We start from the raw sequence: 25,777 nt of genomic DNA, 5'->3' as shown, positions 1-25,777 counted from the left end.
CGCCCATTTCTCGAAGAGCCGCTGTTCGCCCCAATAGCCCCGTAGCTTTGCCCCTGCAATCCTAGGGAGCAAGGTGTGCTGCATTCAGTGTCCAGTGAATGTTCGCTCTTTTTAAATAAGACGCATAATCCATACCAGCAAAATTCCTCCGGCCCTCGGGAACGATCAATTCTCCGTCCAAGGTGCAGACCATCCCCTGATGAAGCTTCTGCTTAAGCTGTTTCTTCATCGTTTCAGATGGAATGGTATATTGAAGTTGAACCCTCTCTCCTTTGGTTTGAAACCTGAACGACAAATAATCTCCATCAATTTCCGGAATGGTCATAACGGTTCCGGTAAATTTTCGTTCATCACCGGAAAGCTTGGTTACGTTTTGTCCATCGATCACCTGGTAATAGGCATAGAAGAAGATGAAAAAGGCTAAACAAAGGCCGATCGTAAGGGATTTTGCGCCTTTTTTGAAATAAAAAAGAGCGACGCCGGCGATCGCCCAGATGTAATGATGAGATGACAGCAACACTCCTGCCGCTGCACTTATTGCACATAAGTAACCGGCTTTCATCCCTTACTTCAGGTTCGGGGAATGGGGGTAAAGCTGCTGCGCTTTACGTTTCAGCGCTTCCAGTTTTTCTTGATCATCCGATCCCCCTTCTTGTACTGCCCGCAGCAGTTCAAAGGTTAGTTCCATCTGTTCTATGTAATGAGGGTTAATATCTTGTTCATTAAAAGGAACCTGCTTCACAACTAGTCCTGCTTCCTTGAATTGTTCGATGGCATATGGGTGGTTCTTATAATCAGCAGCATAGTAAAGGGTCTTAATTCCGCTCTGTATGATGGTCCGGCAGCAATGCAAACACGGAAAATGTGTAACATACATTTCAGCATCTTCAACAGGTACTCCAAACTTAGCACACTGCAAAATAGCATTCATCTCGGCATGAATGGTGCGGACACAATGGCCATCAATAACATAACAGCCTTCATCGATACAATGGACTCCACCGGATATGGAACCATTGTATCCACCCGCAATAATTCTTTTATCTCTTACGATCGTTGCCCCCACCGCAAGTCTAGTACATGTACTTCTATAGGCAAGAAGATGGCTCTGTGCCATAAAATATTCATCCCAGGAAATACGGTCCATCATGTCTCCTCCAATCTATTTGTATTAAGTTTAGGCAATTCCGCTGCTCTGAGTCAATGGTAACTTAATCAATGTTAATCAGTTCTTTTATGTTTTCCAGTGACTTTTCCCCGATTCCAGGTACGTTCAGTAAATCTTCAATCGTCTTAAACGGCCCGTCTCTTCACGGTACGCGATGATGGCTTTCGCTTTAGATGGACCAATGCCGTTCAAAGTTTCCAATTCCTGTTCCCCCGCCGTATTAATATCGACTTTTGGTTCACCAGCCATATCCTGTTCCCCCGTTTCCGTCACCCCAGGCAATTGCTCTGACGGCTCTTCCCCTTTGGACGGAATGTAAAGAAGCATCTCATCTTTCACCCGTGCAGACAGATTGACTCCTTTCTCTTCCGCCTTACCTGTTAATCCTCCCGCTCGATTGACCGCGTCAATTACACGGTCTCCCTGTTCCATCTTGTACACTCCCGGTTTCCTTACAGCACCTTTAATATCAATCTCAATTACCTGGGTTTCGGGTTCCATAGGAGTGAAGTCTTTTTTTCCCATCGTATGGCCCTCTTTTCCCTCCGTCAGCTCCGCAGGTATGCCTTCGGTCTGTTTCACTGGCGGAATTCTTCCTGAAAAATAGATGAAAATCGCTAACAAACCCGCCCCGACAGGCAGAACGAACTTAAGTGTGCGAAAGACACGATCAAAATTTTTGATCATCATTCACCTCCTTTTCGGTTTTTTCAATTTTCATATTCTTTAGATATCCAACATAAACATCAAGATAGGAAAGATAAGGGAGAGGAGGAGTTAACGTGAAACTAGGTTTTATTGGAACTGGAAACATGGGGAGCATTTTAGTGTCATCTTTCATAGAATCATCGGCTGTACAGCCTTCTCGTATAATGGTCACCAATCGGACGCTTGCTAAAGCCGAACGGCTCCAGTCTGTCCACCCCAAACTTCGAGTGGGAACTTCAGCTGAAGAGGTGATCCGCTTTGCCGATATCCTTTTCATCTGTGTAAAGCCGCATCAATTCTATGAGGTTCTTTCTGAAAACAAAAAGTTTATATCCAGACATAAACTCGTCGTTTCCATCACTAGTCCCATTTCCTGCGAACAAATTGAAAACTTGCTGGATTGCAGTGTAGCCCGTGCCATTCCCAGCATTACAAATCGGGCCCTGTCAGGAACATCATTGATCACTTTTGGTGCAAAATGCCACACGGAATACAAGGAGAAACTCTTATCCTTGATGTCGTTTATCTCTAAACCGGTGATCATCGATGAAAATGTGACACGGATCTCATCTGACATCGCAAGCTGCGGTCCGGCGTTTATTGGGTACCTCGTACAGTGCTTTGTTGACAGTTCCATCAAAAAAACTGAACTGACAAGAAACCAGGCAACTTTGCTTGCCAGTGAAATGATCATCGGGATGGGTAAATTGCTGGAGACAGAAGTGTTTTCCTTGCCGTCGCTTATTGAGAAGGTCTGTGTGAAGGGCGGAATCACCGGCGAAGGAATAAAAATATTAAATGAGGGAGCAGGTGATGTTTTCGATAAAGTCATCGGCCGAACGCATGCAAAATATCACGAGGAATGTAAAAAAATCAGTGAGCAGTTCGAGGTAAAAGAAGAATTAAAGTAATGATTCGGCAAAACGTAAAGTATTCCTGCTAAATAATAAAATAAAAAATAAGCCAATCCATGGCTTATTTTTTATTTTTTGCAGATGAAGAAGATTCGTTCAGCTTCAGGCTGAATCAAATCCTGGGTAAAGTCCCCGGATACAGCCAGGATTTGAAACCCTGTGCTTTCAAGCATAGTTTTATAAACTTCAGTTGGAAAGGTCCTTTGAATATGTACTTCATCAAATCGTATATAGCGGTTTTCATTCTCTTGAACAAAAAAGCTAAGTTCATGTTCAATACTATCGGGTTCTTCCCCCTCAAAGCATTGCCAAATAAATGAAAGCTGCTCTTCGTTAGAGCCAAACGTGCTGCCCATAAATATGTTATGAATTTTATAAAGACTGTGTACGTCGAATAAAAAGAGGCCGTCTTCCTTTAAATGTTGATAGACGGACTGAAAAGCTGCCAAAACCTTATCTTCAGTAAGAATATAGTTTAACGAATCACAAAAAATAACGGCCGCATCGAATTCCTGAAGTCCTTCAAGTTGCGTCATATCCTGCTGGAAATATTGAACCGGCACTTTCTGCTGGATCGATTTCTCTTTGGCTATCGCGAGCATATCATCTGACAGATCCACTCCCGTTACATCATAGCCTTGTTTTGATAAACGTATGGAGAGCGAACCTGTTCCGCAGCCAAGATCGAGAACATTGCTTACCTTTGAACCATACGACTGGACCGCTTGTTCAAAAAAAGAAATCCATTGATCGTATGGGGCATCCTCCATTAACTGATCGTAATAATAGGCAAATTGTTGATAGCTCATCGCTGCTCCTTTATTAGGAAAGGATTGTATTCAGGTCAACTGTCGGAGCATCTCCCCACAGTTTCTCGAGATTATAATAAGATCTTTCATCGCGGTGGAAAACATGCACGACCATGTCTCCCATATCTACAAGAACCCATCTTGCCTGATCATAGCCTTCCATCCGTTTGATATTGATTTCTTTTTCAGCAGCAACATCTTTAATTTCTTTAGCGATCGCCTGAACCTGCTTTTCTGAGTTCCCATGACAAATTAAAAAGTAATCAGCAACAAGGGAAATGCCTTTCATATCAAGGATCATAATATTTTCAGCGCGTTTGTCATCCACCGCTTTTACGACTAGCTCAATAAGTTCCTGTTCTTTCAAAATCATATTCCTCCATTCACATTTTTGTTTTTAACTTCAGCCAGCAAGCTGTTATATGTGTAAATCGTTTCAGGGTAGATCAATTGATTTTGTTTCATCAAGAATCCTACTGTATTTTTTAAGGCCTGAATACAAGCAAGTTCAAGATTTTCTTCAGCCAGCAAGCGAACTTCATCCACTCCAGGAAACTTCCTGCCCGGTTCGATATAATCCGCGAGGAAGATAATTTTTTCGAGCGTACCCATACCGACTCTTCCTGTCGTATGACTGGCAATAGCCTCCAGGATTTCATGATCCTCGATCCCAGCTTCCTGCTTGACCAGGAATGCACCAACCGGAGCATGCAAGAGCTCTGTGCCATAATGTAACAGACTTTCTGGCATGCCTTGCTGCTTGACAACTTCCCGCATTTCATCTTTTGAACGGAATTTGGCGTAATCATGAAAGATCGCTGCGAGTTCGGCTTTATGTCTGTCCGCTCCAAAGCGGTCCGCAAGCTCCAAAGCTGTTTCCATGACACCGAGTGTATGAATATACCGATGTTCAGTTAAATGTTCCTTAACGATTTTAAGGGCTCTTTCCCGATCCATAAAGTCCCTTCACCTCTATCATATTTCTTACTGCATCCGGAATTAAATATTTGGTATTCTCTCCAGCGGCTATCCTTTTTCTGATCAATGTCGAAGAAACATCAAATAGAGGCACTTCGATCATCTGGACACCATAAGGGTTATTGCATTCATCAAGGGGATGACCGCTGCGGTTGATCCCGATAAAGGTCACAAGCCGGCTGAGTTCATCAATCCCCCGCCAGGTCGACAAGGAATCAGCCATGTCCCCTCCAATAATGAAAAAATAGTCATGGGCTGGTTCCCTCTTTTTCAGCTCCCTGATCGTATCTATAGTATATGAAGGGCCCTGTCTTTCAAACTCGATAAGAGAGAGGGAAAATTTAGAATTACCCTGGATCGCAGCCCGAACCAATTCCATTCGGTCCTCTGAAGAAACTCCGGATATCAGCTCCTTATGGGGGGGGTGGTTCGCTGGAAGCCAAACGACCCTGTCGAGTGAAAATGCGGCTAGAGCCTCCTGGGCAATGAGAAGATGCCCGTTATGAGGAGGGTGGAAAGAGCCGCCGAAAATACCGATTCTCGCCATATCATCAATCCTTTACGGAAGTATGATCTCTTTATTTTCTTTTGATTCCTTGTAGAGGACAATTACATTTCCAATGACTTGCACGAGGTGAGCTTTTGCTCCTTTAACCAAGGCTTCGGCAACATCCTCCTTGCTCTCCTCGCAATTTTGCAGGATGCTGACCTTTATTAATTCACGTGCTTCAAGAGCATCCGAAATCTGTTTCACCATATTGCTGTTGACTCCGCCTTTTCCTACTTGAAAAATAGGCTGAATCGGATTTGCTTTTGATCGTAAAAAACGTTTTTGTTTACCTGTTAACATAATTTCCTCCTAATTTCTCCAACAAGATCTTTTCCATCAGCTCGACGTCAGGCTGAACACCTGTCCACTTTTCAAAAGCGAGCGCACCCTGCAGAACGAGCATAGCCACTCCGTTGTCGATGACGGCACCTCGCTGCTCACCCTCCTGCAGAAAAACCGTTTTAAACGGGTTGTAAATGATATCCGAAAGCACGGTACCAGGCACAAGAAGACTGAGATCCATAGGAGTGCTTCCGTCGTTCTTCATACCAATGGATGTAGTGTTAATCACAATTTGAAAACCTGAAAGAGAGGCTTCGGCTTCCTCCAAGCCCATAACGGAGTCCTGCTTCCTCAGGCACTCATTATGAATATCCCTTGCTTTTTCCATTGTACGGTTCGTGATGACTATCGATTTTGGACCTGCTTGAGCCAAAGCGTAAGCGATCGCTCTTGAAGCACCGCCGGCTCCAATAATAAGAACATTCGCATGTTCAATAGGAAAATGCACATGCCTCTTTAATCCTTTTACAAAACCTGCACCGTCCGTATTATGTCCAACCAGCTTGCCATGCTCATTCACAACCGTGTTTACGGCGCCGATCTTCCTGGCACCTTCTGATATTTCATCTAGAAAAGGCATGATGGCTTGTTTATGCGGAATGGTTACATTCCAGCCTGCAAATCCTTTTGTCCTCAAATCATTAACTGCCTCTTCCAGGCGGTCCGGATGAACTTCATATTTTTCATAAAAAAAAGGAAGACCTGATTTTTGAAAAGCGGCGTTTTGCATCTCCGGAGACATGGAATGGCTGACAGGATATCCGATCAGACCGACTAATTTTTTCATTTCGTCACCCCCCATTATATGAGTGATGGCCGCAAGGTTACGGCTACCCCTTCAGGTGCATAAGCAGCGATCAGTGCGCCCGGCTCTTTGACCGTAATCCAGCCCAGGCCTGAAAAGACGACGTCCGTGTCTTGTTCTTTAATTTTAAACTCATGTCTTCTCAAAGGCGGCAGATTCTCTGGATCAGAAGGAGGTGACAATAGTTCACCCAGATGGTTCTTGTACAGTTCATCCGCGTTCTCAAGCTTCGTTCGATGAATGTTTAATTCATTAGAAACGTGGCAGACAAACGACCTTCTTCCTCCACTGATGTAATCAAACCTCGCCAGTCCGCCTAAAAATAAAGTCTGGCCCTCATTGACCTGATAGACCATCGGCTTGATTTCTTTTTTAGGCATGATAATTTTTAATTCATCTTTCCCGACAAAGTGAGCCATTTGATGATGGTTGATAATTCCTGGTGTATCAAAGAGCGCTGTTTCAGCATCCAGCGGAATATCAATCAGGTTCAAGGTAGTGCCTGGAAAATGAGAAGTTGTTATGATGTCTTCCTGTTCTGTGCCGAGCTGTTTGATCAACCCATTGATGAACGTTGATTTTCCAACATTAGTACAGCCGACTACATATACATCCTTGCCTTCTCTCAGTTCATCAATTCTTTCAGCAACCTCCAGCAATCCTGTGCCTTTTGCTGCGGAAACAAGATGCACTTCTTCAGCTTTTACGCCGAGGTCTTTTGCCATAGAGGACATCCATTGAGTAAGCCTGTTCTTATTGACGGATTTTGGAAGCAAGTCGACCTTGTTTCCCACCAGCATCAGCTTGTTGCGGCCGATGTAGCGGTGAATACCCGGAAGCCATGAGCCATTGAAATCAAAAATGTCAACGATCTTGACGACCAGGGCATCTGTATCTCCAATACCTGAAATAATCTTGCGGTAATCATCGTCAGTAAGGCTGACATCTTGTATTTCGTTATAATGTTTTAGCCGGAAACAGCGCTGGCAGATCACAGCATCCCGTTTTAAACTGGACGGCGGTGCATAGCCCAGCTTGTCCTTATTTTCGGTCTGTATAGGTGCTCCGCATCCGATACAAATGATTTGTTCCTTCAATCTTATTCCTCCCAGTTAAGCATGCCTTTCCTTTTCATCCATGATAAGATCATTCTTTCAATTTTCCTGTTCACTCGTGTCCAAAGTCCGTCGGTGCTTGCTACAGGGACAACCATGATCGTGTGGAGACCCAGTCGGTTCCCTCCGAGTACGTCCGTCAGCAGCTGGTCACCGATCACTACAATCTCTTCCCGTTGAAGCTTCATATCGCGAATGGCCCGCTTAAACGCACGCGACATTGGTTTTCTTGCACTATAAATAAACGGAATTTTAACAGGGTCGGAGAAACTGCTCACACGCTGCTGTGTATTATTTGAAACGATGGTAATTAAAATTCCCTTCTCTTTAAAAGAACTAAACCATTTTAGCAGTTCGGGAGTAGCTTCTGGACGATCCCATTCCACCAGGGTATTATCCAAATCTGTAATGATCCCTTTCACATTACGTTGGACTAGCATTTCAGGAGTTATATCAAAAACGCTCTGGACGTGTTCATCCGGCAAAAAATTTTTTAACATGCTGGACACCTCTATACTATTCATTCAGTTTACACTTTTACATTGTACCAGTTATTCGACGGGTAACAACTTTTTTATTGTTTTCAGGAAAAGTTTTCGACAAAATGTTCGCATTCCGACAATGTGGATAACTTTATTAACATTATCCTCCTATGCAATGAGCAGAATCTTCTGTCTTATCTACAATATACCCACAAGTTATCCACCAAACATTGTGGATATTCGAACGATTGTTCTGATTACTGTTTCATGTTAAGCTGAATTTAGAAAATTACCAGAACTTATATTTTATGCGGATCGAAGAGAAATCATGACACATTCAACGATGAAAATCCATCATTTATGTATTAAAAACAGGAGGTGAACATGCCACCCGATTGGCATCTCACTTATGGAAAACTTATCGGACGAACTGTTGATTGAATCCTATTTCAAGGCAAAAGAACTTCAGTTGAGCACAGACTTTATTTCTTTAATACAAAAAGAGATTGAACGGAGATCACTTCAGAATCAGCTCAGTAGCCACTTTTGGAAGGCCCATCATTAAAAGATGGGTTTTTTTATGCCCAGATTTCTATTGCTCTTTTCTTAGAGTGTATATTTCCTGGAAATGATATACAATATTTCTTTGCTCGTCCATTCCTTCACTTTTTCTGTTTTTCTATTTAATAGGAAGAAACAGAAAAATTCCTTAACTTTTTACACGGGCGCTTGCATTTATTGCTCGACCTAACGTATCGAGTGGATCCTGCATCTCTATCCATTTGTTTTCAAGAACAGCTTTTGAGACAGGGACTTATTGCCAATTATCCCCTTTCCAATTTTACAAAATTAACATATAATGATAAGAATCAAATATATTTCATTAACAGTGAATATTTTTAATACACGAGTACTCTTTCCATTCAGATGTAGAAAGGTACAGGGAGTGATGTGATGTTATGTTTATGATTGAAAGAGAGAGGATCGACTCTACTGTTAAGAAAATGAAAGGCCAGGCGGCCAACATACTAACGCTGATCAACCTCTCATTGGGTGCCCTTGCCCTCATGTTTATTTTCAAAGATGATTTAAAAGTCGGCTTTATCCTCATTTTTCTAGCAGGTCTTTTTGACAGATTCGATGGCATGGTTGCTCGAAAGTTAAACATAGAATCAGAATTTGGCAAGCAGCTCGATTCTCTTTGTGATTTAATTTCCTTTGGAATTGCACCCGCATTCTTGCTGTATCAAGGCTCCCTTTTTGAATTTGGAGTTCCCGGCATTATTTTTACTATTCTATTTATCGTATGCGGCGCGATTCGTCTGGCACGGTTTAATATTACGGAATTCAACGGATCCTTCGTTGGAGTTCCCATTACTGTAGCAGGGTGCATCATCGCTATGTGCTACCTTCTGATCCCGTTTGTGCCCTCCTATGTTTTTATGTTTTTCATCATCACTTTTTCTTTTTTAATGATCAGTTCGATCTCTATACAAAAACGGTAAGTAAAAAACCATGGCCCAGGCCATGGTTTTTTCTGCCGTTTACTTTGTCAATTCAAGAAATTCTGTTACATCTTCCATCGCAACTTCAACGCCTTTTTTCCAGAACGCCGGTTTGGTAACATCTTCATTCAAATGTTTCATTGCTAATTCCTCTACTGTCATGCTTGCCGTATCTCTAAGAAGAGCAATGTATTTCTCCTCGAAACTGCTGCCTTCCTGTTTGGCTATCGCATAAATACAGGCGCTGAACAAGTATCCAAAAGTATACGGAAAATTGTAGAATGGAACATCCGTAATATAGAAATGAAGTTTAGAAGCCCAGAAATATGGATGATAGCTTTCCAAAGAATTGCAGAACGCTTCTTTTTGAGCTTCTGTCATTAATTCGTTCAATCGTTCTACGGATACAAGCCCCTTTTTGCGTTCTTCGTAAAATCTGGTTTCAAACAGGAAACGGGCATGGATATTCATAAAAAAGGCTACAGAACGCTGTGCTTTATCTTCAAGCAAGGCGATTTTTTCTTCTTTCGTTTTTGCATTTCTAACCGCTGCATCCGATACGACCAACTCAGCGAAAGTAGATGCCGTTTCTGCTACATTCATGGCATACTCTGTAGCCAGGTACGGCATATCATCCATGACATGAGAATGGAAGGCATGCCCTAATTCATGCGCCAGAGTGGATACATTGCTAGGCGTACCGGAAAACGTCATGAAGATACGTGTTTCATTTTTCACCGGGAAGCCCGTGCAAAAACCTCCAGGCCGTTTACCTGTTCGGTCTTCAGCTTCAATCCACTGCTTTTCGAACGCTTTTTTTGAGAATTCCGCCATCTTCGGGCTGAAGGACTGAAACTGCTCGACAATAAAGTTTGCGGCTTCATCATAGCTCATTTTGCTGTCCGCACTGGATAAAGGTGCATCGACATCATGCCAGCTTAATTTCTCCAAACCAAGGAGAGAAGCTTTTCTGTCCAGATAGGACACAAAAAGGTTTTTATTCTCATCGATCGCCTGCCACATCGCATTCAGTGTGTCGGCTGACATGCGGTTGATATCAAGCGGTTCTTTCAGCACATCATCCCATTGGCGGTGCCTATATACACTGTTGCGGAACCCTGCAATATGATTTAATGCTTCCGCACAATAATCACCCTGCTGTGCCCATGCCTCTGTATATTTTGTAAACACCGTTTCTCTTTCCTGTCTGTCCGCACTGGTCATTCGGTTTTCTGCCTGTCCGACAGAAAGCGTTTCTTTCTTGCCGTTCTGTTCAACTTCAATGCCGATTTTCCCTACGACTGTGTCATAGAGAGTAGACCAGCTGTGATAGCCATCAACTGCCAGGTCATTCATCAGTGCTTCTTGTTCATAAGATAATTTTTGGGAAGCAAGGTTTCTTCTTTCGTTCAGCGAAAAAGCAACACTGGACAAATATTCTCCTTCTAACGCTTTGTTCCAGTCTCCATCAGGAATCTCTGCCATCTTATTGTCTAAAAGCACCAAAATCGTACAATAAATGGCATTCATGGACTCCAGCTTTCCACGGAGAGTTAAAGCTTGCTTGTCATTTACGTCCTGGGCAGTAAGACACCCTACAAAGGAGATGCATTCATTCAGTAAAGCAGCGGTCTCCTGCACGTCTTTCACAACCGCTTCCATTGAATCTAACTGAAAGTTTTCTATCTTCTTGTTTAGTGCAGCCAGCTGTGCTTCAATGTTGGAGATAGCAGTAAGAAACTCTTCTGATCTGCTTCCTCCGCTGAATATGGAATCCAAATCCCAGCTCTCGCGCAATCCTTGTAATAGCATGGTTATCCCCCTTGTTAATAAAATATTCGATCTTTTTCCATTATAAAGAAATTTCCAATAAAAATCGACCATTTAGTTTATTTAAAATGAAAAAACTCTTTCCCTCTGCAGGAAAAGAGCTCTAAACCTATTCTTTAATGCAAAGATACATAAAATACACAAGAGTAAGCATCATAACGGCAAACAACAAGGCTTCCTGCATACACCGCAGCCTCCTTCTACGTATTTTTCTTATTACATCTATTCCCCATAATCACCAGTTCAACCCTCTGCACATTCTAAAGTGGTTGCAGCGAGCCAAGCCCTTACAACCACAAGACTGGATTAACGCGGCATCTTCTACCTTGATGACTGCCGTCTTCTTTTTTCTCATGTTGATGAGTGTACCTACCATTATTTTTCTTTTCATTATGTATTTGGCGAGCACCATTCGATTCGAACAGGCTCCAGCCTGGATTTCCATCAATGGAATAATGTTATTCCTATTTACACAATTTATCGTTATACAGAAATTTTTTAACCATACATTTTTACCTTTGCTCAGGAGTACCCAACTTTTACCGGAAGCAGCTTTATCATCCCTTTCCTGCTGGCCGTTCTGGTCGAATGCTTTTTGAAAAGAACAAAGGATAATGATTAGGCATTTTAAAAACGGTTTCCTCCTATGCTGCCGTTATTATCGTTCTGAGTATTTTTCTAATCGTGCCATAAGTGCTGTGACAGGTTCAAAGGAAGCATAGAAGATGATGCTTCCTTTTTGGTTCTAAATTGTTGCATTTTCCTGAACACTCGCATATATTATAGTCAATTCTCAAAAAGTTGAACAAAGGAAACTTTTTAACCTGAAGGACACCCTGTGACTCCTATTGCAAGGAAGGTGAGAAACGATGAATAGTAAAGCCTTGGCTCCTGCTTTCCCTAAAAGAGGTAAACTTCGCAAAGCGTTTCCTTTTCTCGGGCCAGCGTTTCTCGTGAGTGTCGGTTATATCGATCCAGGGAACTGGGCAACTAACATTGAAGGCGGAGCTACTTTTGGCTATACGTTATTATGGGTTCTACTGCTAAGTAACTTAATGGCGATCCTTTTACAGATTACAGCTGCAAAACTTGGAGTAGCAACGGGAAAATCATTGGCAGAAAACTGCCGTGAGCATTTTTCAAAACCGGTTGCCGTGTTTTTATGGATTACAGCAGAACTTGCAGCTATGGCTACTGACCTCGCGGAATTTCTAGGTGCTGCGCTCGGAATCTATATACTGCTTGGCATTCCTTTATTTCCTGCTGCGTTAATCGGTGCCGCGGTTACATTTGGAATCCTGCTTCTTCATAAGTATGGATATCGTTTTATTGAACAAATTATTTTGGCGTTTGTGCTTGTTGTAGCCGCCGTGTATATCGTGGAATTATTTTATGCCAAACCCGATCTGGGGCAAATCGGCTACCATATGGTTGTACCTCATTTAAACTCTGCCAGCATTTTGGTTGCTATTGGAATGCTTGGTGCAACTGTGATGCCGCATAATATTTTTCTTCACTCTTCGGTTGTGAAAAATCGTTTAAAGAAGAACCAGCCAAACTATAACTACCGGGTCTTCAAATTTGCCATTGTCGATTCTCTTTTGGCTTTGAACATCGCCTGGTTCATTAACTCATCAATGATTATTGTGGCTGCCGCGGTGTTCTTTAAAAACGGAGTGAGCGTCACATCCATCGAGGACGCCTATTCTACACTTACACCATTGCTTGGCGGGTTTGCCAGCCTTGCTTTTGCGATCGCCCTGCTCTCTGCAGGTTTATCCTCATCGGTAACAGGAACGATGGCAGGACAGTATATATTGGAAGGCTTTTTGAACGTTAAACTGCCGATCTGGATCAGAAGGGCTGTAACGATGATCCCAGCGCTGATCATAATCGGAATGGGCATTGATACATGGAAAGCGCTCGTTATCAGCCAGGTTGTACTCAGCCTGCAGCTGCCTTTTACCATCATCCCGCTGATCATGTTCACCCGCAGCAAAAAGATCATGGGCACCTATGCGAACCGCCCGTTTACAAATGTTTTACTGGTGATCGTAGCTACGCTGATTATCTTTTTAAATGCACTCCTCATCTACGAAACGTTCGGCGGGAAATTCTAATAAAGACAAAAACAAGCCAGCAACAAAGCTGGCTTGTTTTTTATTTAATCATGAAAGTTTGTCCCATCAGTTACTTCTTTGACGACTCCAGTTCGGATCACAAAGTCACCGAAGTGCTCACCCTCCTGCCGATCTTTCGCATAGCTGGAAAGAAGAACTCTTAGCTCGCTTAAAATTTCTTCCTCCCCGATGTTTTCGCGGTACATTTTGCTCAGGCGGCTGCCGTCAAAAGCCGCACCCAGATACATATTGTATTTCCCGGGCGCTTTTCCAATGAAGCCAATTTCACCCAATGCATGGCGAGCACACCCATTCGGGCAACCCGTCATGCGGATCGTAATTTCTTCGTTACGAAGGCCGTTTTCATCGACAATCGCCTCAATTTTATCAATTAGGACCGGTAAATAACGTTCGGCCTCCGCCATCGCCAGCCCGCAGGTTGGAAGAGCGACGCAGGCCATGGAACTGCGGCGAAGTGCTGAATGATGCTTGCCGTCTGTCAAACCATAATGTTCCATTAATTCGCTGATTTCTTTCTTCTTCTCGGTCGATATATTGGCAATGATCAGGTTTTGATTCGCCGTAAGACGGAAATCTCCAGTATGGATTTTGGCAATTTCACGCAAACCTGTCTTCAGCTTGTAATTATCAAAATCTGCAATGCGTCCGCCTTCGATAAACAGCGTATAATGCCAATTCCCTTGAACACCTTGCACCCAACCGTAACGGTCGCCGTTATCATTAAAATGAAAAGGTTTCTCTACTTCTAAGCTCCAGCCGAGGCGGTTTTCCAATTCAGCCTTGACCGTTTCTAGTCCCAGCCGGTCTACTGTGTACTTAAACCGTGCATTTTTCCGTTTGGAGCGGTTTCCATAGTCCCGCTGGATAGTTATCACTTTTTCAGCCAGATCCAGTATCTGATCCGGCCTGCAGAAACCGATGACTCTAGCGAGTTGCGGATACGTTGTTTTATCGCCGTGGCTCATGCCCATGCCGCCGCCGATGGCTACATTAAAACCAACTAGCTTGCCATCTTCGATAATCGCGATAAAACCGAGATCCTGAGAAAAGACATCAATATCATTTGACGGTGGAACGGCGATCCCAATCTTGAATTTTCGCGGCAAGTAAAGCGGTCCATACATCGGTTCAACTTCTTCCACTTCCGGGGTACCTGCCACTTTCTCTTCATCCAGCCATAGTTCGTGGTACGCTCTTGTGCGCGGCAATAAATAATCGCTTAATCGCTTCGACCATTCATACACTTCTGAATGGATCTCTGATTGATAGGGATTCGGATTGCACATGACGTTCCTGTTCACATCTCCGCATGCTGCGATTGTATCCAGAAGGGAAGCATGAATTTCCTGAATCGTCTTTTTCATGTTCCATTTTAAAATACCATGCATCTGAAACGTCATGCGTGTTGTCAGTTTTAAGGTGCCGTTGCCGTTTTTTCGGGCAAGTTCATCCATGACAAGCCATTGAGCCGGTGTAGTCACTCCGCCTGGTAACCGGAGACGAAGCATGAACTGATAAGCCGGTTCCAGTTTTTTCTTCTGGCGCTCATTGCGAAGATCCCGGTTATCCTGCAAATAGCTGCCATGATGTTTCATCAGGCGGTTGTCATCGTCAGGGATTCCGCCGCTGATCGGTTCCAGCATCGATTCCGCCAATGTACCGCGCAAATAATTACTCTCTTCTTTAATGCGCTCAACATCGCTTGGCGGGCCGTCCGGCGCCTTTAAAATTCGGTTCACCATGTTACAAAACTCCTTTCAAATTGAACTCAGTATACATCACGCTGATATCGTTTTTGCTGCTGCATGCCAGCAAGATAGTCTTCAGCTTTCTCACGGCTCATGTTCCCTTCTTTTTCAATAATTTCAAGGAGAGTGCTGTGAACGTCATGAGCCATTTTTTTCTCATCGCCGCAAACATAAAATACTGCTCCTTCTTGCAGCCACTCAAACAGTTCCTTGCTGTGTTCAAGCATACGGTGCTGCACATATATTTTTTCACTGGTGTCACGTGAAAAAGCGACATCCATTTTCGTCAGCACTCCGTTTTTGAGCCATTTTTGCCATTCCGTCTGGTAAAGAAAATCCGAAACAAAATGCTGGTCCCCGAAGAACAGCCATGATTTCCCTTCTGCTCCCATTTCTTCACGCTCCTGCAGAAACGAGCGGAATGGGGCAATTCCCGTTCCAGGACCTACCATAATAATCGGTGTATCCGGATTCTTCGGCAGCTTAAAATTTTGATTGTGCTGGATGAAAACAGGCAGCGTGTCTCCTGGCTGAAGCCGTTCGGCGCAAAGTATGGAGCAAACGCCTTTTCGTTCACGTCCATGTGATTCGTACCTAAGGGCACCAATTGTCAGATGCACTTCATCCGGGTTTGCAGATAGGCTGCTCGCAATCGAATATAGCCGGGCTGGCATTTTCCGGAGTATAGAGATAAATTCCTGCGGCGAAACACCCCAAGGGCCAAAGTCATGGAGCAAATCAAGCAAATCACGCCCTTCAAGATACTCTTTTAACCTCTCTTCACTTCCAGGTGATAAAAGCTCACGCAGCTCTTTATTCTCTGACAGGTGTGCGGCCTTCTCAAGAAGCGGTTTGGTTAGGACTGTAATTTCAAAGGAAGAGATGAGCGCCTCTTTAAGTGAACGAACATCTCCTTGTTTATTGACCGTCACAATTTCTTCCGGATCCCAATTCATTTCTTCAAGAAGCAGTTCAACGAGTGATGGATCGTTTTCTGGGTAGATTCCGAGGCTGTCCCCTGGTTCAAATGTGAGTCCTGACTCTTCAAGCGACAGCTCAAGATGGGTCGTTTCTTTATTCGAACCGCGCCCATTCAAATTAATTGTTTCCAGTATTTCCGCATGAAATGGATTCGTTCTGGAATACTCCGTCTCCCCTGTTTGAGGTACTGTAGCTTGAGAAGGTGCAGCATTGCCTCGCTGCGGTTCATTTAATCCGCCCAGCACTCCCTCGAACCATTCTGCCGCAGGCTCATCATAGTCAAGATCGCAGTCAACTCGCGGATAAAGCCTTGTGCCGCCAAGCTCTTCCAGCGCCTGATCAAATTCTTTTCCCGTCTGACAGAAATGCTCATACGAACTATCTCCAAGCGACAAAACAGAAAAACGAAGTTCCTCGAGCTTTGGCGCTCTTTTCCCATGCAGAAATTCATGGAACGACAGCGCATTATCCGGCGGATCGCCTTCTCCATGTGTGCTCACTACAATTAGCAAGTTTTGAATCTTTTTTATTTGATTCGGCTTGAAATCGTTCATTGATAATACATTTACTTGAAAGCCGCGGCCTTCCAGCATTTTTCCTCCGGTTTCCGCTACCCCTTGGGCGTTTCCTGTCTGTGATCCATAAAGAATGGTCACTTCTTTTGAAATGGTCTGATCCGAATGTAATTCAACCTCCGCAGCTTCTGATGCCCCCGGAACGGAAACGGCTTGGGACGCGGCCAAATAACCACTGAGCCAGACTTTTTGTGATTCTGAGAATGTCGGCAGCAATCGGTTAAGGAGGTCTGCCTGCTCTTGAGTAAAAGGACTGTTTGTTACTTGAAGTTTCAAAATATCACCTCACAAAGGATTATAAACATAATTTTCTGTTTTTTATTGACAGTAAAAACCAATTGTCAATCATGCATTTCACTTTTTCCCTATCCATTAAGTAGGTTTTAAAGTTAAAAAGTTTTATTTCCTACTTTACCTAAAGAGAGTATATTAGTAAAATAAATAAAAATTATTGCAACTATTAACTTTTCTAATAATAAGGTGGGATTCTATTGCACTATGATGCATTAAAAACATTTGTAACCCTTGCTGAAGTTAAAAATTTTACTAAAACGGCTGAAATACTTCTCATGTCACAGCCGAGTGTAAGTTTACATGTGAAAAATCTTGAAAAAGAATTTCAGACCACATTATTTTTGCGCTCTCCAAAATTATTACAAATCACTCCCACAGGCGAGATCTTATACGACAGGGCAAAGCGAATGATCACTATCTATGAACAGACGAGACAAGATATCCTGGAACACCACAATTCTATTAAAGGAGTTTTAAAGATTGGCGCAAGTTTTACAATTGGCGAGTATATATTGCCTGCTTTACTTATTGACCTTCAAAAAGAATATCCAGAGCTTGAGCTTCAGGTTCTAATCGGCAATACGGATGAAATCGTTAAATCCGTTAGGATGTATCAAGTTGATATCGGATTAATTGAAGGGCAGACCAATGAAAAGGAGCTGTCCGTACACGCTTTTATGGAAGATGAGTTATTTATTGTTTCCTCTAACCATCACGAACTCGCTCATAAACAAGAAGTGACAGTGTCTGATCTTCAAAGTCAGCCATGGGTAACCAGGGAAGTCGGTTCAGGTACACGTGAATACTTGAACCACGTCATCCGCTCAAATGGCTTGAAAGTTAAATCACTGCTCACCATCAGCAGTAATCAAGGCATCAAAGAAACCATTATTAAAGGCGAGGGGCTGTCACTACTATCCCGAAGTGTTATAGAAAGAGACGTACAGCACAACAATCTTACGATGATCAAATTAAAGAATAAGTCCTTTAACAGGACGCTTTCCTACATTTATTCCCCGATTTTACAAGATAAGAAGAATGTTAAGACATTTATTAATGTATTAAACAGGAAATGGCCTCCGCACTCATAATAAAACCAAAGAAGTTAATGTTGTGATGGCGATAAACGGCAGTAAAAGAAATCCCCTGACACATCGTCTGGGGATTTTATTTTCATCGTCTTTTCCAGCTGATATCCGCAGCCTTATCATTACTAAAATAAAAAAACCCTTACCGTCTGGGTAGGTAAGGGTCTCTCCAGTTACGAAGGCTTCTCCTTCTGCCCCTGCTGCCGGCTTCTGTAAAACTCATGAAACAGCTTCATCAGTGCCCTTTTTTCAATCCTAGAGACATAGCTCCTGGAGATCCCCAGCATTTTCGCGATCTCCCGCTGTGTTTTTTCCTTCTGAAGATCCAGGCCGAACCGACCGACAATTACTTCCTTCTCACGGTCATCTAACACATGAATGTAGTCATAGATCTTCTTTTTCTGCATCTTCAGCTGAATGGCATCCACAACATCCTCGGTTTCCGCTTTCAGGACATCGATCAGGGTAATTTCATTGCCCTCCTTATCCGTACCGATTGGATCATGAAGCGAAACATCCTTTTTCGTCTTCTTTAACGCCCGCAGGTGCATGAGGATTTCGATTCTAATGTCATTAGATCGCGTTAGATATTACCAATCAGAATGTATAGATTTGAATACTGTCCTCATACACTCTAATTTCTTTTATCACATGCCGCAAAAGGGACTTTTTATCTTCAAAGCTTAACTCCTCTTTACCTCTCGAGAAGTAAAATTCCGCAGCCTCTTCCAACAACTTTTTCCCGTATATATGTTGTTCGTTATTTTTCTTCTTCGCTTCCAGTTCATCTAAATCCTTTTGCAAACGCATTTCTTTTTCTTTCAGTTCTTTTAATGAGTGCTTTATTTCTTCTTCAGAAAGATCCAATCCTTGAGTGAATAAGTTCAGCAGTCTTTTTCGTCCAGCTTTTACTTTTTTGATTTCTGACTGAAGCCGTTCAATTTCAATCTCCTCAAAATGGATAGGTTTTTCTTCCTCTTCTCTTTCGGTCGCAGCTGCAATTTCCTCCGGGGCATTTAACCATTCTAAAATTGTCTCCCATACTTCCTCATCTAATTTGGGGACATAGACTTTTCTACCGCAACCTGGATTTTTTGCACCTGAGGTATTCTTTTTATCGGTATAAATAAAAACGGTCTGTCCCCAGTTTTTGGTTTTAACGCCAACCATCGTATTGTTGCATTCACCACAACGCAATAAACCACTTAAAAGATATTCACTCTTGCTTTTTTTGGCCCATCTGCGCCTTGATTCCGTTAATAAGGTTTGAGCATGTTCAAATACCTCTTCGTCTATGATGGAAGGACATTCGATTCGTATCCATTCCTCCTTCGGACGAACAGTCATAGGAACACGGTCTTCTTTGGACTTATACTTGTTCCCAAGCATGCCTTCCGTGTTCCAGCGGTTTTGATAAAACTCCCCCGTATAAACTCTGTTCATCAGTACCTGCCGAACCACCTGGCGATGCCATACTTTTGCACCCCGTTTGGTAGGTATTCCTTTGCTCGTTAAATATTTTGCAATACCATTGATGCCTTCAACCATCGTATTCGGCTGGGTAAACAGATCAAATATGAGATGTACGACTTTTGCTTCTTCTTCATTTATGACGATTTTCCCATGTTCTTTATCATAATCAAATCCGTAAATCTGAAAGTTCCGTAAAACTTTGCCTTGCCGGGCTTTTTCTTTTCTCCCCCGGCTCATCCGTTCGTTAATTTTTGCTTTTTCAAATTCCGCAATGGCTCCGCGCATACTATAGAAGAGGTTGCCTTCAGGAGTCTTCGTATACTCTCCATTGACAAAAACGAGCTGCACTCCCCGTTTTTCAATTTCATCTGTAATAATTAACTGATTCATTAACTTTCTGGAAAGCCGGTCAGGATCTAAGCATATGACTTTAGTGATCAACCCTTCTTTAACGTCATTTCGTAATTTAGTCAAAGCGTGCCGATCAAGGATTTCTCCAGAAACTCCTCGGTCTACATACTCCATCACTTCATCTGTCTTTGCCTTCTTTCTGCATTCCTTGATCTGATCCTCCAAGCTGAAGCCCTTCTTTACCTGCTCCTCTGTACTCACCCTTGCATAGATCGCGATCATTGAGCTTCTCCCTTCTGTACTTATCTTTAAGATAAGAGTAGCAAGAATACCTGATTTTGTCAGTAGAAGTTCCTTCAATGATTTTGATATGCACCGCGCATCACCTCTATAAAAGGTATGCCGTTACGGCTTGGTTACTTTCTAAAGTCTTATAGGGCCATATGAAAACCCCTCACACCCAATAGTGTAAGGAGTTAAAAATGGTTTAAAGGTTCCAATGTGGACCCTGTGTGCGGAAAATATACTATGTGTTTTTTTATGCACAATTAAATACTATAACCCTATAAAATTAATACTTCATAAAAATAAGCGTGTATTAAAATGTATTAAAGTTTTTACTTTCGTGGGTAAAATGTGGGTGGTTTTGTGGGTGGAAATGTAAGTGATATTACACATCGTTCTAATTCCACAATCGCACCCGTTTATTGAAGAAGAAGGGATATTCTATTTAAAGAATACCCCTATAATTTAAGGAATGATTATATTTTAGTTAGTTCTGGTTATTACTTTAAGTTAGAAATGCATTTTCCCGTTTCCATACTTATTGGTAATGATGAATGTTGATGTATTATTTTCCAAGAATTGTTTTCCTTTTTTAATCCAAATGTAAATCTATTAGTAATCTGGCGTAGTTTCTCTTCAGACCCATTGTAAGCTATTAAAGACATATTACTATATATGAAGGCAAGTCCCTTCCACGAAAATTAACCGCACACGCTACGTGTAGTTGTTGGGCAATATCCACACCAACTACCAGATGTTTATCGAAAATTCTTTCTATTAGTTGATTTTGGTTGTCCTGCATTTTGAAAATTCATAGTAAGGGTTCCTCCTAAGGTTTTGAGTTAGAGTCGTGTCTTACTCACATCTTACCGAGGAGCTCTATTTTATTCAAAGATGAAAAATAACGCTCTACAGGAATGCTAACCTGCACGTTTGTTTAAGTACATTACTGCACAAATTCCCCTATACCGTTTCATTACGGAATGAACTGTCAAATGAATATTGGATTAGTTAAGACTCTGGAATTCCGGAAGACTTATTAATGCAGAAAGAAATTCGAGAGGAAATTGAACACGTATTAGAACAATTAACCCCAATACATACATTTTGAAATATGAATTGGATTTATCTTATAAAGACATAATTAGTTTGCTCGATATCAAAGAGGGATTGGTAAAAGACTTATTTATTCAGGGCGAGAAAACAGTTTCAAACTCCTGCATTTTTGATATTGTCCTCTAATTTATTTCCCGATAACCCAGGATCTGACACAGGAACTCCCTGACTTCCAATCCTTACATATACAAAAACATTTTCCATTACTCTTCCTTTACTCTTAGCCTCAACCTTTTTCAATGTATATGAAGGAATATCTCCCACTGGTCCAGAAACCTGAATCCCTTTTTATATTCTTTTGTTGAAATCCATACTTTAGAACACTACGGAATGCTTCACTTGCAATTCCTTTCCCCCAATAATCCTGATTTAGCTCGACTCCTATTTCCGCACGGTGATGTTTGATATTTTATGTTATGGAATCCGCAGCAGCATATGATTTTATTAGTCTCCTTCAGTGCTATGCCCCACCTGATACCTGTGTTTTCCTCGAAGATTTTGTTTACCATTCAATTTCATTATCTATCTCATCCCAGCTATTGAAAGGTTCCATCCCATAATTTTCCATTACCTCCTGGTCGTATAAGTAAGTGTATATATCCTCCCCCTCTTCAATGCTAATCTGCCTCAAAGAAGCGAGTGGTTTAAAAGTTTGGAAAAAGTTTATCCATTATCAACCATCTTTTAAGTCTAGCTGAAATAAAAAGGATAGATTAAACAGCTAGAATACTGTTTAATCTATCCTTTTTTATGACATCTAATAGAATTTATACACTTAGCAAATTTTCTTCTTGTTCGTCCCAAATGGAGATAAAAACCATCTGAGCTCCTGTGTAACTTTCTAAAAAATTGCCCCACCCGTTATTAACGTATTATGGGACAGTTCTTCTTACACTTTTAATATCGGCGGGGTTGCCGCCCAGATGGTTACTACTTCCTTGTCGGTTCGGTTTTCCCAGCCGTGCGGGATGTTGCCCGGAAAATAGATGCTGTCTCCCTGGTTTACCTCGAATTCCTCGTCGCCAAGGAACAGGACAAGGGTTCCTTGCAGAATATAGCCGACTTCTTCGGCATTGTTGACATAGAGCCTGTCGCTCTTGCCGCCTGGTTCGATGACGATCATGTGCATTTCGATGTTCTTGATATTGTGGGAAGGGGTGAGCAGGAACACTTCTGCTTTTTCCCCAGGGCTGTTCAGTTTCTTCCGCTTTTCTCTCCTGACGATATACTCTTCCTCAGGGGTTTCCTCAATTGATTCCTCGAAAAAGTAAATGAGTGGGACATCCAATGTCGTTGCGATTTTTTTAAGCGTATTGATGGACGGGTTAGCCAGGTTACGCTCAATCTGACTGATGAAGCTGGGTGTGCAGTCTGTGACTTCGGACAGCTGCCGGACCGACATATCCATACTTTTCCTCAACGTCCTGATTTTTGTACCGATATCCAATGTGCTTTCCTCCTGGGCTAATCGATAGGATAGTGACATGCCGCAAATTGCCCCTTTCCTAAATCACTTAGCTCAGGAAATTCATCCCTGCATTTGTCTTGAGCGACAGGGCAGCGCGGGTGAAAGGGACAACCGGATGGCGGGTTCATCGGGCTGGGTAATTCTCCCTTTAGTATAACACGTTCGCGCTGCCTTTGGATGAATGGATTTGCGACAGGGATGGAGGAAAGCAATGCTTGTGAATAGGGATGCCTCGGCTGTTTGAAAAAGCTGTCCCGCTCCTTGATTTCGACGATGTTACCAAGATACATGACGGCAATCCGGTCACTGATGTGTTTCACCACGCTCAAATCATGAGAAATGAAGATGTAGGCCATGCCGAGCTTTTCCCTTAGCTCGGTCAGCAAGTTCAAGATTTGCGCCTGTACGGAAACATCGAGTGCCGATACCGGCTCATCGCAGACAACCAGCTTCGGGCGCAAGGTCACTGCCCTTCCGATGCCTATCCGCTGCCGTTGGCCCCCCGAAAATTCATGAGGATACCTGTTGATATAACTCGGGTTTAGCCCAACGAGCTCCATTAGTTCAAGGATGGTTTGTTCATTGTAAGGAAGCCCGTGGACCTTGTACGGTTTTGCCAGGATATCGCGTACCGTCATTCTCGGATTAAGGGAAGCATAAGGGTCCTGGAAGATCATTTGAAAATCGCGCCTAAGCGGCCTCAACTGGTGTTCTTTCAGGTTCGTAATCTCGCGGCCTTCGAACCTGATCGTTCCTGATGTTGGTTCATGGAGCTTCATGATTAGCCGGCCAAGTGTCGATTTCCCGCAACCGCTCTCTCCGACCAAGCCCAGTACCTCACCTGGCTTGATATCTAGCGTGACATTGTTGACCGCCTTTGTTGCTCTTAAGCTTTTGAAAAGTCTACTGCCGGAAACAAAGTGCTTCGACAGCCCTTCCATCTCAACCAGATGTTCGGCATTTTCTTTTACGGAACTTGGTGCTTTCATGCCTCTAAAACCCCTTTCAGCTGCAGTTCCACCGCATACCAACAAGCGCTTTCATGTCCATTTTTAACCTTTTTTAATGGCGGCCTTGAGCTCCTGCATTTGTCCGTCGCATACTGGCATCTCGGGTGGAACTTGCACCCTTCCGGCATTTCGGAAAGCAACGGAATTGAGCCTTTTGTTACCTGCAGAAACTTAACTTCTTCCTCAATACTAGGAATCGACTTCAAGAGTGCTTCTGTGTAAGGATGGGCAGGTTCCTTAAAGAGCGAAAACACATCGGCTGTTTCGACGATACTTCCCGCATACATGACAATCACCTTATCAGCCATTTCGGCCACGACGCCGAGGTCGTGAGTGATCAGGATAATCGAAGTCCCGGAGTTCCGTTTCAACTCCTTCATCAGTTCCAGGATTTGCGCCTGGATGGTCACATCGAGAGCTGTTGTCGGCTCATCGGCAATCAGAAGCTTCGGATTGCATGCCAGGGCAATCGCAATCATCACCCTCTGCCTCATCCCGCCCGAGAGCTGGTGCGGATATTCTTTTGCCCGGATTTCCGGCTGAGAAATCCCAACCTTCTTCAGCATCTCGATAGCCAGTTTCCTCGCTTCCCCTTTGCTTGCCTTAGTATGGTTCAGGAACACTTCCTCGATTTGCTTTCCAATTGTAAAAACCGGATTCAGGGACGTCATTGGTTCCTGAAAGATCATCGAAATATCTTTTCCTCTTATCGAAAGCAGCCTGTCTGTTGAAAAGCGGATGAGGTCCTCGCCTTCAAGATGGATGGCTCCCTCGGTAATTTTGCCGGGCGGGGAAGGAATCAGGCCCATAATCGATAGGGCGGTGATGCTTTTGCCGCAGCCGCTTTCCCCGACGATGCAGACAGTCTCGCCTTTTGCTACATTGAATGAAATTTGGTCGATTGCCGGAAAGCTGCCTGCACTTGTATCAAAGCTTGCGGTCAGATTTTCGACATCGAGAACATTGGTGCCTGCCATTGGACACCCTCCCTTCTCACTACCATCCGTTTCTGGATGCTTGTCTCAGTCTTACTGTTCTTCATGCGATTCAATTACTATTGATTCGGCGACCAGTTCCCCGGAATCGCATGGCCAGAAAGGCAGGCGGATTGCCGCAATATAGGCGTTATCAGCCGGATTGACGATTTCTTCCACCACTTCTCCGAAGAGGTTAGTAACTTGACCGATGATGTCCCCTTTTGACAGGACCGAACCGACCTTGCATTTCGGGTTGAACAACCCGCCTTCTTTGCAAAACAGGAAGTTGCCATCGGTGATATAGGAGTACCGCGAGAGCACAGGCGTATCGCCGTCCAGCATCCCGGCTGCTTTCATGACATTGGTGACCGATATGGTGTAATCACTGATATGAGCTTGTGTCACATTGCCTCCGCCGACTTCCACTGTCAGCGATGGGATGCCCTTGTTGACGATGTGAGCGACGACCGCCCCCATCAGTCCCGCTTCGCCTTTGATTTTCCAAATGTATTCAACGCCAATCGCCTTGCAAAGATGTTTCGATTCCTCGGCAGCTTTGGATTTGTCATCGACATAGATGGCGTAGGTTGGAACCTCTGCCCCGATTCCTCCGCTGTGCAGGTCTATGAACAAGTCGGCAGTCCTGGCAATCTCATCAACAAGGGCGCTAGCCAATTGCTGGCTGTATGTACCGCCCGGGTTGCCCGGGAAGATTCGGTTCAGGTTTTCCCCGTCAAGCGGCGAGGTCCTTGCTTTTACCCGGTAGCTTGGAAGGTTGGCAACAGGTACAGCCACAACAGTTCCCTTCAATTCTTCTAGATTCAAAGAGTTCACGAGCTGGATGATGCTGGCGGAGCCGCCGTATTCCTCGCCATGTACGGCTGCCTGGAGCCATAGAACCGGCTCTTGCGTTTTACCGGTTGCGATCATAACCGGGATGGAAATCGAACTTCCGTCAGAATAACTGCCTACTTTGAAAAATCCTTTTTGCACAGTCCCTTTTTGTCCTTCAACATTGCCAACCTTTATGAGTCTTTCAGTTTTTTCCATGTTCAGTCCCCTTA

At 43.3% G+C, this 25,777-nt stretch carries 26 protein-coding genes and 2 pseudogenes; 5 read left to right on the top strand and 23 right to left on the bottom strand.

Annotated elements, in window-relative coordinates; translation table 11 throughout:
- Positions 1 to 61: 61 nt before the first annotated feature.
- From ABHN01_RS11050 to ABHN01_RS11040, 3 genes and pseudogenes are all read right to left on the bottom strand, one after another.
- Complete coding sequence (locus ABHN01_RS11050; RefSeq protein ID WP_429875595.1) at positions 62 to 562, bottom strand: ComEC/Rec2 family competence protein; 501 nt, start codon at positions 560 to 562, stop codon at positions 62 to 64.
- Between the two features lie 3 nt (positions 563 to 565).
- Entirely contained in the window at positions 566 to 1,147 is a 582-nt protein-coding gene (locus ABHN01_RS11045) for a ComE operon protein 2 (RefSeq protein ID WP_429875594.1), read from the bottom strand.
- Between the two features lie 64 nt (positions 1,148 to 1,211).
- Positions 1,212 to 1,600 (bottom strand): annotated as a pseudogene (locus ABHN01_RS11040) (helix-hairpin-helix domain-containing protein).
- Positions 1,601 to 1,950: 350 nt separating this feature from the next.
- Here ABHN01_RS11040 and comER point away from each other — a divergent pair.
- A complete protein-coding gene (gene comER / locus ABHN01_RS11035; protein ID WP_429875593.1) occupies positions 1,951 to 2,787 on the top strand; it encodes a late competence protein ComER in 837 nt (278 codons plus the stop codon).
- Positions 2,788 to 2,858: 71 nt separating this feature from the next.
- On the opposite strand, the gene ABHN01_RS11030 is transcribed toward comER, so the two are convergent.
- The 8 genes from ABHN01_RS11030 to ABHN01_RS10995 are packed head-to-tail and all read right to left on the bottom strand — an operon-like array spanning position 2,859 to position 7,889.
- Complete coding sequence (locus ABHN01_RS11030; RefSeq protein WP_429875592.1) at positions 2,859 to 3,599, bottom strand: class I SAM-dependent DNA methyltransferase; 741 nt, start codon at positions 3,597 to 3,599, stop codon at positions 2,859 to 2,861.
- A gap of 13 nt (positions 3,600 to 3,612) precedes the next feature.
- A complete protein-coding gene (gene rsfS / locus ABHN01_RS11025) occupies positions 3,613 to 3,972 on the bottom strand; it encodes a ribosome silencing factor (RefSeq protein WP_429875591.1) in 360 nt (119 codons plus the stop codon).
- Positions 3,969 to 4,556, bottom strand: a complete 588-nt coding sequence (yqeK, locus tag ABHN01_RS11020; protein WP_429875590.1) for a bis(5'-nucleosyl)-tetraphosphatase (symmetrical) YqeK — start codon at positions 4,554 to 4,556, stop codon at positions 3,969 to 3,971. Before yqeK ends, rsfS begins: the two co-directional genes overlap by 4 nt.
- Positions 4,534 to 5,124: a nicotinate-nucleotide adenylyltransferase gene (locus ABHN01_RS11015; protein ID WP_429875589.1), complete on the bottom strand. Its 591-nt coding sequence runs from the start codon at positions 5,122 to 5,124 to the stop codon at positions 4,534 to 4,536. The genes yqeK and ABHN01_RS11015 overlap by 23 nt, the downstream gene beginning before the upstream one ends.
- 12 nt (positions 5,125 to 5,136) lie before the next feature.
- Entirely contained in the window at positions 5,137 to 5,427 is a 291-nt protein-coding gene (gene yhbY, locus ABHN01_RS11010; protein WP_429875588.1) for a ribosome assembly RNA-binding protein YhbY, read from the bottom strand.
- Positions 5,414 to 6,256, bottom strand: a complete 843-nt coding sequence (gene aroE / locus ABHN01_RS11005; RefSeq protein ID WP_429875587.1) for a shikimate dehydrogenase — start codon at positions 6,254 to 6,256, stop codon at positions 5,414 to 5,416. The genes yhbY and aroE overlap by 14 nt, the downstream gene beginning before the upstream one ends.
- Positions 6,257 to 6,270: 14 nt before the next feature.
- Positions 6,271 to 7,371: a ribosome biogenesis GTPase YqeH gene (gene yqeH, locus ABHN01_RS11000; RefSeq protein ID WP_429875586.1), complete on the bottom strand. Its 1,101-nt coding sequence runs from the start codon at positions 7,369 to 7,371 to the stop codon at positions 6,271 to 6,273.
- A 2-nt stretch (positions 7,372 to 7,373) separates the two neighbouring features.
- Positions 7,374 to 7,889, bottom strand: coding sequence for a YqeG family HAD IIIA-type phosphatase (locus tag ABHN01_RS10995; protein WP_290400938.1), 516 nt, complete (start codon positions 7,887 to 7,889; stop codon positions 7,374 to 7,376).
- A gap of 391 nt (positions 7,890 to 8,280) precedes the next feature.
- Between ABHN01_RS10995 and ABHN01_RS10990 the strand changes: the two genes are divergently transcribed.
- A complete protein-coding gene (locus ABHN01_RS10990; RefSeq protein WP_290400939.1) occupies positions 8,281 to 8,436 on the top strand; it encodes a sporulation histidine kinase inhibitor Sda in 156 nt (51 codons plus the stop codon).
- 400 nt (positions 8,437 to 8,836) lie between these two features.
- Complete coding sequence (pssA, locus tag ABHN01_RS10985; RefSeq protein WP_429875826.1) at positions 8,837 to 9,376, top strand: CDP-diacylglycerol--serine O-phosphatidyltransferase; 540 nt, start codon at positions 8,837 to 8,839, stop codon at positions 9,374 to 9,376.
- Between the two features lie 39 nt (positions 9,377 to 9,415).
- On the opposite strand, the gene ABHN01_RS10980 is transcribed toward pssA, so the two are convergent.
- Positions 9,416 to 11,188, bottom strand: a complete 1,773-nt coding sequence (locus tag ABHN01_RS10980) for a M3 family oligoendopeptidase (RefSeq protein WP_429875585.1) — start codon at positions 11,186 to 11,188, stop codon at positions 9,416 to 9,418.
- Between the two features lie 887 nt (positions 11,189 to 12,075).
- Between ABHN01_RS10980 and ABHN01_RS10975 the strand changes: the two genes are divergently transcribed.
- Complete coding sequence (locus tag ABHN01_RS10975; protein WP_429875584.1) at positions 12,076 to 13,326, top strand: Nramp family divalent metal transporter; 1,251 nt, start codon at positions 12,076 to 12,078, stop codon at positions 13,324 to 13,326.
- Positions 13,327 to 13,370: 44 nt separating this feature from the next.
- Here the strand turns inward: ABHN01_RS10975 and cysI are convergent, their stop codons facing one another.
- Both cysI and ABHN01_RS10965 read right to left on the bottom strand, forming a co-directional pair.
- Positions 13,371 to 15,089, bottom strand: a complete 1,719-nt coding sequence (gene cysI / locus ABHN01_RS10970; RefSeq protein WP_429875583.1) for an assimilatory sulfite reductase (NADPH) hemoprotein subunit — start codon at positions 15,087 to 15,089, stop codon at positions 13,371 to 13,373.
- Positions 15,090 to 15,115: 26 nt separating this feature from the next.
- Complete coding sequence (locus ABHN01_RS10965) at positions 15,116 to 16,927, bottom strand: assimilatory sulfite reductase (NADPH) flavoprotein subunit (protein ID WP_429875582.1); 1,812 nt, start codon at positions 16,925 to 16,927, stop codon at positions 15,116 to 15,118.
- Between the two features lie 215 nt (positions 16,928 to 17,142).
- On the opposite strand from ABHN01_RS10965, the gene ABHN01_RS10960 reads away from it, so the two are divergent.
- Entirely contained in the window at positions 17,143 to 18,036 is an 894-nt protein-coding gene (locus ABHN01_RS10960) for a LysR family transcriptional regulator (RefSeq protein WP_429875581.1), read from the top strand.
- 170 nt (positions 18,037 to 18,206) lie between these two features.
- On the opposite strand, the pseudogene ABHN01_RS10955 reads toward ABHN01_RS10960, so the two are convergent.
- The 9 genes and pseudogenes from ABHN01_RS10955 to ABHN01_RS10915 all read right to left on the bottom strand — a co-directional run.
- Positions 18,207 to 18,602 (bottom strand): annotated as a pseudogene (locus ABHN01_RS10955) (sigma-70 family RNA polymerase sigma factor); the annotation flags it as partial.
- A gap of 28 nt (positions 18,603 to 18,630) precedes the next feature.
- Positions 18,631 to 20,139: a recombinase family protein gene (locus ABHN01_RS10950; RefSeq protein WP_429875580.1), complete on the bottom strand. Its 1,509-nt coding sequence runs from the start codon at positions 20,137 to 20,139 to the stop codon at positions 18,631 to 18,633.
- Between the two features lie 503 nt (positions 20,140 to 20,642).
- On the bottom strand, positions 20,643 to 20,807 hold the full coding sequence (locus ABHN01_RS10945) for a nuclear transport factor 2 family protein (RefSeq protein ID WP_429875579.1): 165 nt from the start codon (positions 20,805 to 20,807) through the stop codon (positions 20,643 to 20,645).
- Positions 20,808 to 21,351: 544 nt separating this feature from the next.
- Positions 21,352 to 21,522: a hypothetical protein gene (locus ABHN01_RS10940; protein WP_429875578.1), complete on the bottom strand. Its 171-nt coding sequence runs from the start codon at positions 21,520 to 21,522 to the stop codon at positions 21,352 to 21,354.
- On the bottom strand, positions 21,485 to 21,664 hold the full coding sequence (locus tag ABHN01_RS10935) for a GNAT family N-acetyltransferase (RefSeq protein ID WP_429875825.1): 180 nt from the start codon (positions 21,662 to 21,664) through the stop codon (positions 21,485 to 21,487). Before ABHN01_RS10935 ends, ABHN01_RS10940 begins: the two co-directional genes overlap by 38 nt.
- Positions 21,665 to 22,147: 483 nt before the next feature.
- A complete protein-coding gene (locus tag ABHN01_RS10930; protein WP_429875577.1) occupies positions 22,148 to 22,705 on the bottom strand; it encodes a helix-turn-helix domain-containing protein in 558 nt (185 codons plus the stop codon).
- 17 nt (positions 22,706 to 22,722) lie between these two features.
- Positions 22,723 to 23,715: an ABC transporter ATP-binding protein gene (locus ABHN01_RS10925; protein WP_429875576.1), complete on the bottom strand. Its 993-nt coding sequence runs from the start codon at positions 23,713 to 23,715 to the stop codon at positions 22,723 to 22,725.
- Complete coding sequence (locus ABHN01_RS10920) at positions 23,712 to 24,713, bottom strand: ABC transporter ATP-binding protein (RefSeq protein WP_429875575.1); 1,002 nt, start codon at positions 24,711 to 24,713, stop codon at positions 23,712 to 23,714. The genes ABHN01_RS10925 and ABHN01_RS10920 overlap by 4 nt, the downstream gene beginning before the upstream one ends.
- Before the next feature lie 51 nt (positions 24,714 to 24,764).
- Entirely contained in the window at positions 24,765 to 25,763 is a 999-nt protein-coding gene (locus ABHN01_RS10915) for a succinylglutamate desuccinylase/aspartoacylase family protein (protein ID WP_429875574.1), read from the bottom strand.
- Between the last annotated feature and the right edge of the window lie 14 nt (positions 25,764 to 25,777).

The organism is Fictibacillus sp. NRS-1165 (assembly GCF_050468105.1).
Taxonomy (GTDB): domain Bacteria; phylum Bacillota; class Bacilli; order Bacillales; family Fictibacillaceae; genus Fictibacillus_C; species Fictibacillus_C terrinigri.
The sequence above is the reverse complement of the archived record's forward strand: the minus strand, read 5'-3'. Positions and strand labels throughout refer to the sequence as shown.

Bases quoted from the DNA above. Each gene is read 5' to 3' on its own strand.
- ABHN01_RS11050 (WP_429875595.1), bottom strand. From the start codon at position 562: ATGAAAGCCGGTTACTTATGTGCAATAAGTGCAGCGGCAGGAGTGTTG.
- ABHN01_RS11045 (WP_429875594.1), bottom strand. From the start codon at position 1,147: ATGGACCGTATTTCCTGGGATGAATATTTTATGGCACAGAGCCATCTT.
- ABHN01_RS11030 (WP_429875592.1), bottom strand. From the start codon at position 3,599: ATGAGCTATCAACAATTTGCCTATTATTACGATCAGTTAATGGAGGAT.
- rsfS (WP_429875591.1), bottom strand. From the start codon at position 3,972: ATGATTTTGAAAGAACAGGAACTTATTGAGCTAGTCGTAAAAGCGGTG.
- yqeK (WP_429875590.1), bottom strand. From the start codon at position 4,556: ATGGATCGGGAAAGAGCCCTTAAAATCGTTAAGGAACATTTAACTGAA.
- ABHN01_RS11015 (WP_429875589.1), bottom strand. From the start codon at position 5,124: ATGGCGAGAATCGGTATTTTCGGCGGCTCTTTCCACCCTCCTCATAAC.
- yhbY (WP_429875588.1), bottom strand. From the start codon at position 5,427: ATGTTAACAGGTAAACAAAAACGTTTTTTACGATCAAAAGCAAATCCG.
- aroE (WP_429875587.1), bottom strand. From the start codon at position 6,256: ATGAAAAAATTAGTCGGTCTGATCGGATATCCTGTCAGCCATTCCATG.
- ABHN01_RS10995 (WP_290400938.1), bottom strand. From the start codon at position 7,889: ATGTTAAAAAATTTTTTGCCGGATGAACACGTCCAGAGCGTTTTTGAT.
- ABHN01_RS10990 (WP_290400939.1), top strand. From the start codon at position 8,281: ATGGAAAACTTATCGGACGAACTGTTGATTGAATCCTATTTCAAGGCA.
- pssA (WP_429875826.1), top strand. From the start codon at position 8,837: ATGATTGAAAGAGAGAGGATCGACTCTACTGTTAAGAAAATGAAAGGC.
- ABHN01_RS10980 (WP_429875585.1), bottom strand. From the start codon at position 11,188: ATGCTATTACAAGGATTGCGCGAGAGCTGGGATTTGGATTCCATATTC.
- ABHN01_RS10975 (WP_429875584.1), top strand. From the start codon at position 12,076: ATGAATAGTAAAGCCTTGGCTCCTGCTTTCCCTAAAAGAGGTAAACTT.
- cysI (WP_429875583.1), bottom strand. From the start codon at position 15,089: ATGGTGAACCGAATTTTAAAGGCGCCGGACGGCCCGCCAAGCGATGTT.
- ABHN01_RS10950 (WP_429875580.1), bottom strand. From the start codon at position 20,139: ATGATCGCGATCTATGCAAGGGTGAGTACAGAGGAGCAGGTAAAGAAG.
- ABHN01_RS10945 (WP_429875579.1), bottom strand. From the start codon at position 20,807: ATGTCTTTAATAGCTTACAATGGGTCTGAAGAGAAACTACGCCAGATT.
- ABHN01_RS10925 (WP_429875576.1), bottom strand. From the start codon at position 23,715: ATGAAAGCACCAAGTTCCGTAAAAGAAAATGCCGAACATCTGGTTGAG.
- ABHN01_RS10920 (WP_429875575.1), bottom strand. From the start codon at position 24,713: ATGGCAGGCACCAATGTTCTCGATGTCGAAAATCTGACCGCAAGCTTT.
- ABHN01_RS10915 (WP_429875574.1), bottom strand. From the start codon at position 25,763: ATGGAAAAAACTGAAAGACTCATAAAGGTTGGCAATGTTGAAGGACAA.